Source organism: Streptomyces sp. NPDC046308, from assembly GCF_055588065.1.
In genome coordinates, this window is sequence record NZ_JBVJFB010000005.1 from 208696 (window position 1) to 222580 (window position 13885).

Genomic DNA, 13885 nt, shown 5'->3' on the forward strand with positions numbered 1-13885 from the left:
GATCACACCTCTCAGGCCCGGCCGGCGATGCGGTTGATGCGGTCGATGGCGCGCTCGAAGCCGCTGGTGAGGTCGTCGAAGACGGCCTGGACGCTGCGTTCGCTGTTCATCCGGCCGACGATCTGGCCGACGGGGGTGCCGAGCAGCGGGTTGACCTCGTACTTCTGGATCCGGGAGACGGCCTCGGCGACGAGCAGGCCCTGGAGGGGCATGGGGAGCGCGCCCGGCCCCTCCGGGTCGTCCCAGGCGTCGGTCCACTCGGTGCGCAGCTGGCGGGCGGGCTTGCCGGTGAGGGCGCGGGAGCGGACGGTGTCGCCGGAGCCCGCGGCGAGCAGCTTCTCGGTGAGGGCGCGCGAGTGGAGATCGGCCTCGGTGGTGGTGAGCCAGAGGGAGCCGAGCCAGGCACCCTGGGCACCGAGGGCGAGTCCGGCGGCGATCTGCTCGCCGCTGCCGATGCCGCCGGCCGCGAGGACCGGGAGCGGGGCGACGGCTTCGGCGATCTCCGGGACGAGGACCATGGTGGCGATGTCGCCGGTGTGGCCGCCGGCCTCGTACCCCTGGGCGACGACGATGTCGATGCCGGCTTCCGCGTGGCGGCGGGCGTGCTTGGCGCTGCCCGCGAGGGCGGCGACGAGGACGCCGTGGTCGTGGGCGCGGGCGATGACGTCGGCGGGCGGGGAACCGAGGGCGTTCGCCAGGAGTTTGATGGGGTAGTCGAAGGCGACGTCGAGCTGGCCCCGGGCGACCTGCTCCATCCAGCCGGTGATCCGCCAGCCGGAGGCCTCGCCCTCGGCGAGCTCGGGCACGTGGTGCTTGGCGAGGGTGTCGCGGACGAAGGCGCGGTGCCCGGCCGGGATCATCGCCTCGATGTCGGCTTCGCTGATGCCGTCGACGGCCTTCTTGGCGGGCATGACGACGTCGAGGCCGTAGGGCTTGCCGTCGGTGTGCGCCTGCATCCAGTCGAGGTCGCGTTTGAGGTCGTCGGGAGCGGTGTAGCGGACCGCACCGAGTACGCCGAAGCCACCCGCGCGGGTGATGGCAGCGGCGACCGCCGGGAAGGGCGTGAAGCCGAAGATGGCGTGCTCGACTCCCAGTTTCTTGCTCAGCTCCGTCTCCATGGGCGGCAGGATGCCGCAGCCCGGCATGCGAGGGAAGAGATTTTCTGATGCAGTGTCAGATTCTTTACGGGCCGGTCGGTGCGGAGGGTGCCCGGCGGGCGGGCAGATACCCACTAGCGTGCGGATCGCCTGCGGCGCGCTCGGCAGATCCGTGGGGCCCGGGCCCGGTCCGCCTGCGGCGCACGCACGGCAGACGCCGGGCCCCGGCCGACGCACAGCCGACGGCGGACAGCGGGTTGCGGGTGCGGGTGGCGGACGAGGAGGGCCGGATGGCAGCGGACACGGGGGCCGAAGCGGTGGCGGAGGCCGGCACGGAACGGACCAGCGGCACGGCGAGCCCGGAAAGCGCGGACCGCACGAGCGGCACCGCTGGCGCGGAACTGACGGGCGGCACGGGCGGCACCGCGGGCGCGGAGCGGACCAGCGGCGCGAGCGGCACGGCGAGCGCGGAACGGCCGGACCGCACGAGCGGCTCCGCGGGCGCGGAACTGACGGGCGGCGCGGGCCGCGTGGCCGGCGCGGAACTGACCGGCGGCACGAACGGCAGGTACGGCACCGCGGGAGCGGAACGGGCGGACGGCACGAGGGCCACCGGCGCCACGGCCGACGCGGGACGCACGGGCGGCACCGCGGCCGCGGAACTGACGGGTGGTACGAGCGGCACGCACGGCATGGCCGGCGCGGAAGTCACAGGCGGCACGAGCGACACCGCAGGCATGGAACTGACGGACAACATCGCGGGCACGGAACGGACGGACGGCAGGAACGGCACGGCGGGCGCGGAAGGGACGGACGGCACGAGGGCCGCCGGCGCCACGGCTGGCACGGAACGCTCGGGTGGCACGGGCGGCACCGCGGGGGCGGAACGGACCAGCGGCACGGGCGGCTCCGCGGGCGCGGAGCGGACCAGCGGCGCGAGCGGCACGGCGAGCGCGGAAGGGCCGGACCGCACGGGCGGCTCCGCGGGTGCGGAAGGGACCAGCGGCGCGGGGCGCGTGGGCGGTGGGGAGGGGACGGGTGGTGCGGGCGGTGGCGGCCTTGGGCGGTCGCAGGGGCTCGGGAGGGGGTTGACGCGGCGGCGGCTCGGGGCGCGGCTGCTCGCGCTCGGCGGGGTGCTCGTCCTGCACGCCGCGCTCCCCCGCCCCGCCGGCGCCGCGGGCAACCCGGCCGAGCGGCGCGCGCTCCAGGGCCTGCGCCTGCGCTACGGGTCGGCACGCCAGGCCGGGCTGCTGGAGAGCCACCTGGAGGGGGTCGCGGACGAGGCCCGACGGTTCCTGGGCCCCTCCCCCGAACACCCCTACTACGCCGGCGCCGTGGTCCTCGCGGGCCGGGGCCGCACGATCGCCCTGCACCGGGCCATGGGCGAGGCCGTGCGCTACGCGGACTACGACGGGCGGACCGACCGGGTCCGGGAATTCCCGGCGGCCGAGCGGATCGCGATGGCGGAGGACACCGTCTTCGACCTGGCCTCGCTGACCAAGCTCTTCACCTCCATCCTGGCCGTGCAACAGATGGAGCGGGGGAAGTTGGAGCTGGAGGCACCGGTGCGCCGGTACGTACCGGAGTTCACCGGGGGCGGCAAAGAGGTGATCACGGTCCGCCAACTGCTCACCCACACCTCGGGACTACGGTCCTGGGCGCCCTTCTACAAGGAGTCCACACGGGAGGGTCGCCTGAGGCTGCTGTGGTCGGTGAGGCCTCAGGAGACTCCCGGGACGGTCTACCGGTACTCCGACCTGAACCTGATCACCCTCCAGCTGCTCTTGGAACGGATCACTGGTCGCACTTTGGACGTCCTGCTCCACGACGAGATCACTGCTCCACTCGGGATGCAGCGCACTCGTTACAACCCACCGCTCTCCTGGCGCCGGGTCACCGCCGCCACCGAGGTGCAGCGCCCGCCCTGGTCCGGCCTCGACCGCGGGCTGGTGTGGGGCGAGGTCCACGACGAGAACGCGTACGCGCTCGGCGGGGTCGCGGGCCACGCCGGCGTCTTCGGCACCGCCTGGGACCTGGCCGTCCTCGCCCGCGCCCTCCTCGACGGCGGGGTCTACGCGGGCAGGCGCATCCTGCGCCCCGCCTCCGTCGAGCTGCTGTTCACGGACTACAACACGGCCTTCCCCGGCGACGACCACGGTCTCGGCTTCGAGCTCTACCAGCACTGGTACATGGGCGCGATGGCCACCCCGCACTCCGCCGGCCACACCGGCTTCACCGGCACCTCCCTCGTCCTCGACCCGTCCACCGACTCCTTCCTGGTCCTGCTGGGCAACTCCGTCCACCCCGTACGCACCTGGCGCGCCGGCAGCGCGCCGCGCGTCGCCGTCGGCAACCGCTTCGCCCGCGCCGTACCGGTCCGCACCCGGCACGGCGGCGCGGCCTGGTTCTCCGGAATCCAGCCGGGCGCCTCGGGCACGCTCACCCTGCCGCCGCTCACCCCGGCCACGCCTGCCGCCCGGCTGCGCTGCGCGGTGTGGTGGGACACCGTGCCCGGCGAGGGCGCCCTACATCTGGAGGTCTCAGCCGACGGCGAGCACTGGGAACCACTGCCCTTCAGCACCGTCCGGTCCACCGGCGGCGCGCCCGAGCAATGGCCCCGAGGCTCCGTGAGCGGCTGGTCCGGCCGCACCTGGCACCGTCTCGAAGCCCCCCTCACGGCCGCGTGGTCGGGCCGCGAGGTACGCCTGCGCTTCCGCCACACCGCGACCGGCCGCTACGTCGGCCGTGGGATCTACGTGGACATCGTCCGCGTGTCGGAACCGGCCCGCCTCCTCTTCGCGGAGGACCGCCCCGCCGACGCCCCCCGCCTGGAGGCCATCGGCTGGACCCGCTCCACGGACTAGGACAGAAGGGGGGCGGCCCCTCGGTGGCCCGGCGAAGCTACCGGCCGGGAGTCGGGTGGGGTGAGAGGGGCGAGCGGGGCGGGCGGGGCGGACGGTTCGTACGGTTCGCCCGGTAGACGAAGTGGGTGCGGTCGTCGACGGGGTTGTCGGGCTCCAGGGAGGCCTCGGCGACCCGGTGCAGGCCCGCCTTCTCCAGCGCCCGCCAAGAGGCCCGGTTGGCGGCCGGTACCGGGACGATGATCGCCGTGGCGTCGGGGTGGTCGCTCCAGGTCGCCTCGACGACCGCGTGGATCATGCGCGTGCCGTGTCCCCGGCCGGCCAGGCGGGGTTCGCCGATCAGGTAGTCGATCGTCACCGCCCCGTCGGGTACGTCGACTTCGGCCGCCAGCTCGGCCAGGTAGTCCGGGTAGTCGGCGAGCCGGCAGCGCTGCACGAGCCCGATCGGTTCGCCGTCGAGCAGGACGAGCAGGTCCTCGGCCGGCTCCTCCCCCCGGACCGCGGGCCCGAAGTCGCGCTCGACGGCCTCGGGGGAGGTCTCGTGGTTCCACCAGCGTGCGACGTGCGGCTGCGCCAGCCACTGCCCCAGTCGCGGGAAGTCGGACTCCTCGAGCCGGCGCCAGGTGATCATCGGAACTCCTCGGTGGGTCTGCGGGACCCGCAGTATCCGCCCTGGCCGGTCTTCGCCGCCCCCGAATTCAGCGGCTCACGCCGCCTTTGGGGGGCCGGTGCGGGCGGGCCTTCACCCGGCGTTCCGTCGGCGCACCATCTCGGTGATCCAGATCGGCGCGAACGGGGAGGTGCAGCCCGGGGAGGTCGGGTAGTCCCTGAGCACTTCGAGGCGCTCACCGATGTCGAGGGCGCGGGCGCGGTACTCGGCGTGCTCGATGCCGATCTGCGCCAGACAGTGGTTCATCGCCCACTGGAGGCGGTCCGGGGCGTCCTTCATCTGCGCCTCGATCACGTCGAGGAGCCCCGCGAGGTCGAGGCCCTCGGGCCTTTTCGCCACGCGGTCGGTGGTCAGCGCCCAGCCTGCACTGGCGACCACCGGGTCGGGGTCGGCGGACCAGGCCAGGCGCAGCTCTTCCCGGTGCGGGTTCTTCTTCACCACGTAGTTCATGAGCCAGTCGTGCACCTTGGGGGCGCGCGCCCCGCGCAGCATGACGTCCAGGTCGTCGCGCTCGAACGCCTTCGGGCGGCAGATCAGGATCGCCAGCAGTCTCGCCGCGGTGTCGTCCGTCTCCCAGAGCCGGCGTGCGAGGTCCTGCTGCGTCTTCAGCCGCTTCGCGAGCGCCCGCAGCCTGCCGAGGTTCACACCGTGATCGTCACCGTGCTTCTCGTTGACCGCGCGGGCCTTCGGATCCTCGAGCGCGGCCAGCTCGGCCATCACCTCGGCCACCGTCACCTCGGTCACCGTCACCTCGGTCACCGTCACCTCGGTCGCCGTCACCCGGCTCACCACCGTCTCGGCCATCTCGGCCTCCCGTCCGTCCGTGCGGGAGGCAGCCTACGACGCGTGCCGGGCCGGGGCGAGCGGCCGTCCGTCACCCACGAGGCCGGGTCCGCCCGCCCCGGCGTGTCAGACGGCCCGGGCGTCGGCCGCGGGGCGTGGTTCGCGGCGCATCGCCCACAGGGTCGGGCCGCCGCCGGGCAGCCGCAGCTCCTCGCGCACGGTGAAGCCGAAGTGTGCGTAGAAGGGGAGATTGGACGCCTTGGAGGACTCCAGGCAGGCAGGCAGGCCCGCCGCGTCGGCCTTGGCGAGGCCCGAGCGCAGCAGCGCCGCTCCCTGGCCCGTGCCCTGGGCGGCGGGGTCGGCGCCGATCACCGCGAGGTACCAGTGCGGTTCCCGGGGGGTGTGCTGCGCGGCCGCCTCGACCGCGGCCCCGAACAGCTCGGCGCGGTCCCCGAGGATGTCCTGGAGCCGCCGGATGGTTTCCGCGTCGGGAACGGCCTTGGCCTGCGCTTCCGGGGGCACCCAGAACGCCGCGGCGGCCTCGGTGACCTCGCACACGGCGTTGGAGACGTACTGCCGGGTGAAGAGCGTGGTGAAGTAACTGCCCAGTGACGCCTCGCGCGAGGCGTCGTCGGGGAAGAACCAGCGCATCATCGGGTCGTCGTCGAAAGCCCGGGCCAGGGAGCGGCTGATCAGCGCGGCATCGTCGATCGCTGCCGTCTTCAGCGTGTTCGGTATCGGCATGTGGACATTCTGCATTTGATGATCTTGGTCGCCGCAGGCGGGGTCCGACTTGTCGGACACGGCACCGCCACCCGCCCCCCGTCAGCCGCTAGTGGCGGACCAGGCAGAAGGGGTGCCCCGCCGGGTCCGCGAAGACCCGCCAGCCGCGCCCGCCCGCGTCCCCGTCGAGCAGCGTCGCGCCGACCGCCAGCACCTGCTCCTGCGCGCGGTCGAGGTCAGGGACGCCGAGGTCCAGGTGGAACTGCTGCGGCCGGGTGGGGTCCGGCCAGCGCGGGGGCAGGTGGTCCGCCACACGCTGGAAGGCGAGGACCAGACCCGACGGCGCGTGCAGCGTCGCCCAGTCCGCGCCGACCGCCCACCGCCGGTCCGGCTGGTCGACGTTCCCACCCAGCAGCGACCGGTAGAACTCGGCCAGCGCCTGCGGATCGGGGCAGTCCAGGACCACGCACTGCAGTTCAGCGATCATGACCGGATCCTAACCGTGGTGCGCGAGGACCGCTTCGATCATCCGGCGTGCCACGGCGGTCAGTTCGGCCTGGTCCGGGGCCACGCGGGAGCGGGCGAGGGCGCCTGCCAGCCGGTCGTACAGGAGCCCGTCCGTCCAGGCGACCAGCAACTCGGCGGCCTCCTCCGGCCGATCGGCCCCGAGGGCCGCGAGGATGCCCGCGGCGCGGGCCCGGGGACCCTGCCCCGCCCGGAGGAGGTCCGCCTCCAGTGCGGGGTTGCGTGCCGCCTCCAGGGTGAGTTCGAAGCGGGCCAGCTGGCGCTCGCGCCCCACTGTCAACCAGCGGTACAGCACCCGGGCCAGCGCGGCGGCGGCCGCGTCCCGGTCCGCCACCGGGAGCGCGGACGGGCCCCCGCCGTCGAGGTCACCGACGTCGCCGACGTCACCGAGGTCACCGACGTCACCGAGGTCCAGTTCGGCCAGCCGCTCGTAGCAGGCGGCGATCAGCGCCGTCCGCGTACGGAAGTAGTACGAGGTGCTGCCCGCGGGCAGCCCGGCCGCGCCGTCGACCGCGCGGTGCGTCAGCCCGCGGAGCCCAGAGGCGGCGACGAGGCCGATCGCGGTGTCGGCGATCAGGGTCCTGCGGTCCGGGGAGCGTTCGCCCCGGCGGGGGGCGGGGGGCGTGGAGGAGGTGGACACCCCCTCACTCTACAGCTGTAGAGTGAGGGAATCAGGCTCTACAGCTGTAGAGGGAAGAGGGGATGCGCGATGTCGACAGTTCAGCGTGAGGCGGTCGTGGCGGGCGCGGGGATCGGCGGACTCACCGCGGCCGTGGCCCTGCACCGACGGGGCTGGCGGGTCACCGTCTGCGAGCGGGCTCCCGGCCCGTCCGCCGTCGGCGCCGGGATCGTCCTCGCCCCCAACGCCCTGCGCGCCTTCGACGCCATCGGCTTCGACGTCACCCGCGCGGTGGGCCGGGCCGTCCCGGCCGCGATGGGCCTGCGCCGCGCGGACGGACGCTGGCTGAGCCGCGCCGACACGGCCGCGCTCGCCGCCCGCTACGGCGGTCCGCCGCTCGCCGTGCACCGCTCGGCCCTGGCCGACGCCCTGGCCGCCGCGCTTCCCGAGGGCACGGTCCGGTACGGCGTCGCCGTCGACTCGGTGACCGGTGCGGACGGCTCCCCGGTGGTCCGCACCTCGGACGGCGACCTCGGCGGCGCCGACCTGGTGCTGGCCGCCGACGGCATCCACAGCCCGCTCCGGCGCCGGTACTTCCCGGACCACCCCGGCCTGCGCTACAGCGGGGAGACCGCCTGGCGCACCGTCCTGCCCGCCGCCGGGGGCCACGCCGGAGCGGTCACCGCCGAGACGTGGGGCCGCGGCGAGCGCTTCGGCGTCGTCCCGCTCGCCGACGGCCGGACGTACGTCTACGCCACCGCCGTCGTCCCCGAGGGCCACCGCCCCGCCGACGTCCGCACCGAACTGCTGCGCCGCTACGGCACCTGGCACGACCCGATCCCGGCCCTGCTGGAGCGGATCGACCCGGCGGCCGTGCTCCAGCACGACCTGTACGACCTGGCGGCCCCGCTCCCCCGCTTCCACCACGGACGCCTCGCCTGGCTCGGCGACGCCGCCCACGCCATGACGCCCAACCTGGGGCAGGGCGGCTGCCAGGCCGTCGAGGACGCCGTGGTCCTCGCCCATCTGCTGGACGGGGCCCGCGGTACGGACGTGCCGAGCGCTCTCGCCGCCTACAGCGCGGCCCGCTGCGCACGCACCGACGCCATCCGCGTCCGGGCCCGCCGCGCGGGCCGGATCGCCGCCCTCACCCATCCGGTCGCCGTGGCCGTCCGCGATCTCGCGGTCCGCGCCACCCCGGCCCGTGCGGCGCACCGGGCCATGGACGCCCTCTTCGACGGATTCACCCTCCCGGACGGAATGGACACCGTGCCCGCGGGCGTTGGCACTCGTTGGTGAGGTTCGTTGACCGTTCAACGCGAAGGCAGGCGAGACCGCATGACCACCGCCATCGACTGGGACAACCCGACCGACCCCAGGCCGGGAAGCTGGCAGCTCGACCACGTCAAGCAGTACGTGGCCTCCAACGGCTCCGAGGGCCACGACTGGAACGGAACCCAGACCCTCCTGCTGACCACCGTCGGCCGGGTCTCGGGCAAGCCCGTGCGCACCCCCCTCATCTACGGCGAGGCGGACGGCCGCTACCTGCTCGTCGCCTCCAAGGGCGGCGCGCCCGAACACCCGCTCTGGTTCCGCAACCTGACCGAGCACCCCGAGGTCCGCATCCAGGTCGGCGCCAGGATCCTCCAGGGCACGGCCCGCACCGCGACCCCCGAGGAGCGCGCCGCGTACTGGCCCGTGATGGTGAAGCACTGGCCCGCGTACGACGAGTACCAGACCAAGACGGACCGCGAGATCCCGATCGTGGTCATCGAGCCGATCGCGTAGCTGGTTCAGCCCGCACTAGTGCCCCAGGACCGCCATCGCCGCGTTGTGTCCGGGGACGCCGCTGACGCCGCCGCCCCGGACCGCCCCCGCACCGCACAGCAGTACGTTGCGGTGGGCGGTCTCCACGCCCCAGCGGCCGCCCCCGCCCGATTCGGCGAAGGGCCAGGACAGGTCGCGGTGGAAGATGTGCCCGCCGGGCAGCCCCAGTTCGCGCTCCAGGTCCAGCGGTGTCTTCGCCTCGATGCACGGGCGGCCGTCGGCGTCGAAGGCGAGGCAGTCGGTGAGGGGTTCGGCCAGGTGCGCGTCGAGCTGCGCGAGGGTCGCGGTCAGCAGCACCTCACGGGCCTGGTGGTTGTCGTGCCCGAACAGCCGGGCGGGGGTGTGCAGGCCGAAGAGGGTCAGCGTCTGGTATCCCTGCTCCACCAGCTCGGGTCCGAGGATCGTCGGGTCGGTCAGCGAGTGGCAGTAGATCTCCGAGGGCGGTACGGAGGGCAGCTCGCCGGAGGCGGCCTCCGCGTGGGCCCGGGCGAGTTCGGCGTACCCCTCGGCGATGTGGAAGGTGCCGCCGAAGGCCTCGCGCGGGTCCACGGTGGTGTCCCGCAGCCGGGGCAGCCGGCGCAGCAGCATGTTGACCTTGAGCTGGGCGCCCTCGGGGGCCTCCTTCGGCGGTTCCTCGCCGAGGAGTTCGGCCAGCGCCCGCGGTGAGGCGTTCACCAGGACCGTACGGCCGACGACCCGGCCCTCCCCCTTGGCCGTACGGAAGACCACCTCGGCCGGAGCGGTTCCGTCCGTGTCGATCCTCAGCACCTCGTGGCCGGTGGCGATCTCCGCCCCGGCGGCCCGCGCCGCGGCGGCGAGGGCGTCCGTCAGGGCGCCCATGCCGCCGACCGGGACGTCCCAGTCCCCCGTCCCGCCGCCGATGACGTGGTAGAGGAAACAGCGGTTCTGCGCGAGGGAGGGGTCGTGCGCGTCCGCGAAGGTGCCGATCAACCCGTCCGTGAGGACCACCCCGCGGACCAGGTCGTCGGTGAAGTGCCGCTCGACCGCCTGCCCGAGCGGCTCCTCGAACAGCATCCGCCACGCGACCTCGTCGTCGATCCGGGCCCGCAGCTCCGCGCGCGTGGGCAACGGCTCGGTCAGGGTGGGGAACACCTTCCGCGCCACCTCCCCGGTGGTCCCGTAGAAGGCGCGCCAGCTCTCGTACTCCCGGTCCGAGCCGGTCAGCCGGGCGAAGGACTCCCGGGTGCGCTGCTCGCCGCCGCCGACGAGCAGTCCCCCGGGCCGGCCGTCGCGTTCCACGGGCGTGTACGAGGAGATCGTCCGCTTGCGCACCGCGAACCGCAGGTCCAGGTCGCGCACGATCTTCGCCGGGAGCAGCGAGACGAGGTAGGAGTAGCGGGAGAGGCGGGCGTCGACGCCGGTGAAGGGGCGGCTGGAGATCGCCGCTCCGCCCGTCTTCCCGAGCCGTTCCAGGACGAGGACCGATCTGCCCGCCCTGGCCAGGTACGCGGCGGCCACCAGGCCGTTGTGCCCGCCGCCCACGATCACGTCGTCGTACACGTCCCGCCCGAAGGTCGTCATGGCTCTTGGTAACACACCTGGCCGAGCCGCTCCAGACAGTGGGCCTCGTCGGCGTGGGCCAGCGCCGTGTCCGGATGTTCGTCGCCCAGGGACCGTTCGCGGATGCCGGAGAGTTCCCGGTAGATGGGCAGCGCCTCGTCCCAGCGGCCCAGCCGGCCGAGCCCGACGGCGAGTTCCCGGCGGCTGACCAGGGTGTCCGGGTGCTCGGCGCCGAGCACCTCGGCCCGTACGGCACCCACCTGCCGGGCCTCGGCCACCGCCTCCTCCCAGCGCTCCAGGCGGCCCAGGTTGACCCCGAGGACGTGCCGGGCGCGCAGGGTCTCGGGATCGGCGGCCCCGTAGGCGCGGGTGCGGTCGCGGACCAGCGCCCGGAAGAGGTCGAGGGCCTGGGCGCTGTTCCCGGTGCGGCCGAGCGCGATGCCGACCTCGTAGCGGGCGGCCAGGGTGTCGGGGTGGTCGCGGCCGAGCACCCGCTCCCGTACGGCGGCGACCTCGTGGAAGCCGGCCAGGGCCTCCTGCCAGCGCTCCAGGCGGCCGAGCGCGTACGCCGCCTCGTACCGGGTCAGCAGCGTGTCCGCGTGCTCGGGGCCCAGGACGGCGGCCCGGTCGGCGGCGACCGCGGCGGCGGTGGCGTGGGCCTCCGCGAACCGGCCCAGCGCACCCAGGGCGCAGGCCAGGTTGTGGCGGCAGCGCAGGGTGTCGGGGTGGAGCCGGCCCGTGGTCCGTTCGCGGGCGACGAGCACCGCCCGGTAGGTGTCGTACGCCTCCTGGTGGCGACCCAGCCGGCCCAGCTCGTACGCCGTCTCCTGGCGCGCGGCGAGGGTGTCGGCGTGGTCCGGGCCGAGTTCCCGCGTGCGTCCCTCGGCCACGGCCGTGTACACGGCGAGGGCTTCCTCGGGCCGGCCCGAGCGGCTGAGGGCGTAGGCGCGGGTGTGGCCGGCGGCGAGCGCGTCGGGGCCGCTCTCCCGGGGGCCCGGGCCGCGGGGGACGCCGTAGGCCACGGTCAGGCGCGGGTCCTCGGCGGGCTCGGGGCGGACGATGCGGACGCCGGGGCCCGCGGCGGGCTGCCCGCCGGACGGTCGGACGACGGCGTTCCCGCCGCTGGGGCGGAGGACGGGGTGCCCGCCGCTCGGACCGAGGACTGTGTTTCCGCCGCTCGGACCGAGGACGGGGTGCCCGCCGCTCGGACGGACGGCGGACGGCCCGGCGCCGGGCCTGGCGGCCGTCCAGGAGCCGGTGAGCACGGCCCACTCGCCGCTCGCGGGGCGGGCGTCGATCCCGGCCTTGCGCCCGGCGGTCATTCCGCGGGCCCACGCCGGGAGCGGGGCCTGGGCGCCGGGCAGCCCGCCCGGTCCCAACCGGGCCTCGACGAGCCGGCGGTGCACGTCGCGGGCGTCGGCGGGCCGGTCCTCGGGGCGCTTGGCGAGCAGCTCCAGGACCACCCGCTCGAAGGTGGCGGGCAGTTCGGGGCGGTGCTCGCGCAGCGGCACGGGCGGGGTGTCGCGGTGGCCGACCAGCACCGACCAGGAGTCGCCGAGGTCGAAGGGCGGGGCTCCGGTGGCGATCTCGTAGAGGACGCAGCCGAGGGAGTAGAGGTCGCTGCGGTGGTCGACCTCGCCGCCGGCGATCTGCTCGGGCGACATGTAGTGCGGGGTGCCCATGGCCATGCCGCCGCCGGTCAGCTTGGCGGTGAAGCCGATGTCGTGGGCGAGGCGGGCGATGCCGAAGTCGCAGATCTTCACGGTGCCGTCGGTGAGCCGCATGATGTTGGCCGGCTTCAGGTCGCGGTGCACGACGCCCTGGTCGTGGGTGTAGCCGAGGGCTGCGGCCATCTGCTCGGCGATGTCGACGACGACGTCCACGGGGAGCGGCCGGGTCTCGTTGTCCTCCAGGAGCTGGCTGAGGTTGCGGCCTTCGAGGAGCTCCATGACCAGGTAGAGGGGACCGCCCGCGGCGCTGTCGTCACCGAAGTCGTGGACGACCGTGACACCGCGGTGCTGGAGGGAGGCGGCCACGCGTGCCTCGCGCCGGAACCGCTCGCGCAGCACCTGGGTGAAGTGGGCGTCCTGCTCGGCGCCGATCGGCTTGAGGCACTTCACCGCGACGTGCCGGCCCAGCGATTCGTCGCGGGCGCGCCACACCTCGCCCATGCCGCCGCGCCCGATCAGATCGAGCGACCGGTACCGGCCCTGGATCAGTCTGGACTCCGCCATGTCTTAAAGCCGCCCCCGTTGTCGTGCTACGCCCTCCCCGGCCGGTCCAGTATGGCCGCTGATGTACGCAGTGTGTACGGCGAGGGGCGGCTCCCGGGGCCCATGCGACGCATCGCTTTCAAGATGTGACCTGGAGGCAGCTTCCAGCGCAGACCTGCGGGAATGCTGCGCAACACGCGTCCCGTGAGGCGCAGGCGCCGGGAGGTGCTGCGCGGGGCCGGTGCGGGTCGCCCGTACAGCTGGTGCGCCCAGTCGGGGAGGGAACCGTACGCGAGGCCCGCCAGCGGGCGCCACAGCAGGTTTCGGCCAGGCACGAGGAGGGGGTGGATCGGCGGGCCGCGCAGGAAGTCGTCCACGGCGTGCGCGTCGGGGCCGGCGGCGAGCTCGGGACGGATCCGCTCGAAGTAGGCGGCGAGCCCGGCGGTGCCCGCGGGCACGGCGGCCGGGTCGAGGCCGACGAGGCGGGCGTTGACCCTGTTCTCGTCGACGTAACGGTCGGCCTGGGCCGCGGTGAGGCGGACGCCGGAGCGGCGCAGGACGTGCAGGAAACTGTCGATCTGCGCGCAGTGGATCCACAGCAGCAGTTCGGGGTCGTCGACGGGGAAGCGTTCGCCGGTGCCGGGATCGGTGGCCGAGAGCTTGCGGTGGATCGCGCGGACCCGGCTGCCGGCGCGCTCGGCGGCCTCGGTGGTGCCGTAGGTGAGGGTGCCGACGAAGTCGGCGGTGCGCAGCAGCCGGCCCCAGGCGTCCCGGCGGAAGTCCGAGTTCTCCATGACGCCGCGGACGGCGCGCGGGTGGAGCGCCTGGAGGTAGAGCGCCCGGACGCCGGCGATCCACATCATCGGGTCGCCGTGGCAGTGCCAGGTGACGGACGCCGGGCCGTACAGCCCCGGGTCAACGCCGGGTGCCGGCCCTGGCGCGGGTCCCGGTTCCGGCGTGGGTTCCGGTTCCGGCGCGGGTCCCGGCTCCGGTTCCGGTGCGGTAGCGGTGTCGCCCATCCCGTACCTCCCCGTCGCAGGCGCCCG

12 protein-coding genes are annotated in these 13885 nt (G+C 74.5%); 3 read left to right on the forward strand and 9 right to left on the reverse strand.

Annotation, left to right across the window (positions count from 1 at the left end; genetic code table 11):
- Nucleotides 1-11: 11 nt before the first annotated feature.
- The gene (locus ACZ6JT_RS21600) at nt 12-1118 is read right to left on the reverse strand and encodes an NAD(P)H-dependent flavin oxidoreductase (protein WP_469211927.1); all 1107 of its coding nucleotides are present in this window, start codon (nt 1116-1118) and stop codon (nt 12-14) included.
- A gap of 1067 nt (nt 1119-2185) precedes the next feature.
- Here ACZ6JT_RS21600 and ACZ6JT_RS21605 point away from each other — a divergent pair.
- Nucleotides 2186-3961 (forward strand): serine hydrolase domain-containing protein, encoded by a 1776-nt coding sequence (locus ACZ6JT_RS21605; RefSeq protein WP_469212553.1) that lies wholly within the window; start codon nt 2186-2188, stop codon nt 3959-3961.
- A gap of 37 nt (nt 3962-3998) precedes the next feature.
- Here ACZ6JT_RS21605 and ACZ6JT_RS21610 read toward each other — a convergent pair whose 3' ends face one another.
- From ACZ6JT_RS21610 to ACZ6JT_RS21630, 5 genes are all read right to left on the reverse strand, one after another.
- Nucleotides 3999-4589 (reverse strand): GNAT family N-acetyltransferase, encoded by a 591-nt coding sequence (locus ACZ6JT_RS21610; RefSeq protein ID WP_469211929.1) that lies wholly within the window; start codon nt 4587-4589, stop codon nt 3999-4001.
- Nucleotides 4590-4700: 111 nt separating this feature from the next.
- Nucleotides 4701-5345 (reverse strand): DNA alkylation repair protein, encoded by a 645-nt coding sequence (locus ACZ6JT_RS21615; RefSeq protein ID WP_469212555.1) that lies wholly within the window; start codon nt 5343-5345, stop codon nt 4701-4703.
- Between the two features lie 192 nt (nt 5346-5537).
- Nucleotides 5538-6155: a GNAT family N-acetyltransferase gene (locus tag ACZ6JT_RS21620; protein WP_469211931.1), complete on the reverse strand. Its 618-nt coding sequence runs from the start codon at nt 6153-6155 to the stop codon at nt 5538-5540.
- 88 nt (nt 6156-6243) lie between these two features.
- Nucleotides 6244-6621: a VOC family protein gene (locus ACZ6JT_RS21625; RefSeq protein ID WP_469211933.1), complete on the reverse strand. Its 378-nt coding sequence runs from the start codon at nt 6619-6621 to the stop codon at nt 6244-6246.
- A gap of 9 nt (nt 6622-6630) precedes the next feature.
- Nucleotides 6631-7299, reverse strand: coding sequence for a TetR/AcrR family transcriptional regulator (locus ACZ6JT_RS21630; protein ID WP_469211935.1), 669 nt, complete (start codon nt 7297-7299; stop codon nt 6631-6633).
- 69 nt (nt 7300-7368) lie between these two features.
- Here ACZ6JT_RS21630 and ACZ6JT_RS21635 point away from each other — a divergent pair, with 69 nt between their 5' ends.
- Both ACZ6JT_RS21635 and ACZ6JT_RS21640 read left to right on the forward strand, forming a co-directional pair.
- Complete coding sequence (locus tag ACZ6JT_RS21635; RefSeq protein WP_469211937.1) at nt 7369-8577, forward strand: FAD-dependent monooxygenase; 1209 nt, start codon at nt 7369-7371, stop codon at nt 8575-8577.
- A 39-nt stretch (nt 8578-8616) separates the two neighbouring features.
- The gene (locus ACZ6JT_RS21640) at nt 8617-9066 is read left to right on the forward strand and encodes a nitroreductase family deazaflavin-dependent oxidoreductase (RefSeq protein ID WP_469211939.1); all 450 of its coding nucleotides are present in this window, start codon (nt 8617-8619) and stop codon (nt 9064-9066) included.
- Between the two features lie 15 nt (nt 9067-9081).
- Here ACZ6JT_RS21640 and ACZ6JT_RS21645 read toward each other — a convergent pair whose 3' ends face one another.
- From ACZ6JT_RS21645 to ACZ6JT_RS21655, 3 genes are read right to left on the reverse strand one after another with little or no spacing between them, the layout of a single operon-like run.
- Nucleotides 9082-10647, reverse strand: coding sequence for a phytoene desaturase family protein (locus ACZ6JT_RS21645; RefSeq protein ID WP_469211941.1), 1566 nt, complete (start codon nt 10645-10647; stop codon nt 9082-9084).
- Nucleotides 10644-12860, reverse strand: a complete 2217-nt coding sequence (locus ACZ6JT_RS21650) for a serine/threonine-protein kinase (protein ID WP_469211943.1) — start codon at nt 12858-12860, stop codon at nt 10644-10646. The genes ACZ6JT_RS21645 and ACZ6JT_RS21650 overlap by 4 nt, the downstream gene beginning before the upstream one ends.
- A gap of 26 nt (nt 12861-12886) precedes the next feature.
- Nucleotides 12887-13858 (reverse strand): oxygenase MpaB family protein, encoded by a 972-nt coding sequence (locus tag ACZ6JT_RS21655; protein WP_469211945.1) that lies wholly within the window; start codon nt 13856-13858, stop codon nt 12887-12889.
- Between the last annotated feature and the right edge of the window lie 27 nt (nt 13859-13885).

Bases quoted from the DNA above. Each gene is read 5' to 3' on its own strand.
- ACZ6JT_RS21645 (WP_469211941.1), bottom strand. From the start codon at position 10,647: ATGACGACCTTCGGGCGGGACGTGTACGACGACGTGATCGTGGGCGGC.
- ACZ6JT_RS21655 (WP_469211945.1), bottom strand. From the start codon at position 13,858: ATGGGCGACACCGCTACCGCACCGGAACCGGAGCCGGGACCCGCGCCG.
- ACZ6JT_RS21640 (WP_469211939.1), top strand. From the start codon at position 8,617: ATGACCACCGCCATCGACTGGGACAACCCGACCGACCCCAGGCCGGGA.
- ACZ6JT_RS21650 (WP_469211943.1), bottom strand. From the start codon at position 12,860: ATGGCGGAGTCCAGACTGATCCAGGGCCGGTACCGGTCGCTCGATCTG.
- ACZ6JT_RS21620 (WP_469211931.1), bottom strand. From the start codon at position 6,155: ATGCCGATACCGAACACGCTGAAGACGGCAGCGATCGACGATGCCGCG.
- ACZ6JT_RS21615 (WP_469212555.1), bottom strand. From the start codon at position 5,345: ATGGCCGAGCTGGCCGCGCTCGAGGATCCGAAGGCCCGCGCGGTCAAC.
- ACZ6JT_RS21635 (WP_469211937.1), top strand. From the start codon at position 7,369: ATGTCGACAGTTCAGCGTGAGGCGGTCGTGGCGGGCGCGGGGATCGGC.
- ACZ6JT_RS21625 (WP_469211933.1), bottom strand. From the start codon at position 6,621: ATGATCGCTGAACTGCAGTGCGTGGTCCTGGACTGCCCCGATCCGCAG.
- ACZ6JT_RS21600 (WP_469211927.1), bottom strand. From the start codon at position 1,118: ATGGAGACGGAGCTGAGCAAGAAACTGGGAGTCGAGCACGCCATCTTC.
- ACZ6JT_RS21610 (WP_469211929.1), bottom strand. From the start codon at position 4,589: ATGATCACCTGGCGCCGGCTCGAGGAGTCCGACTTCCCGCGACTGGGG.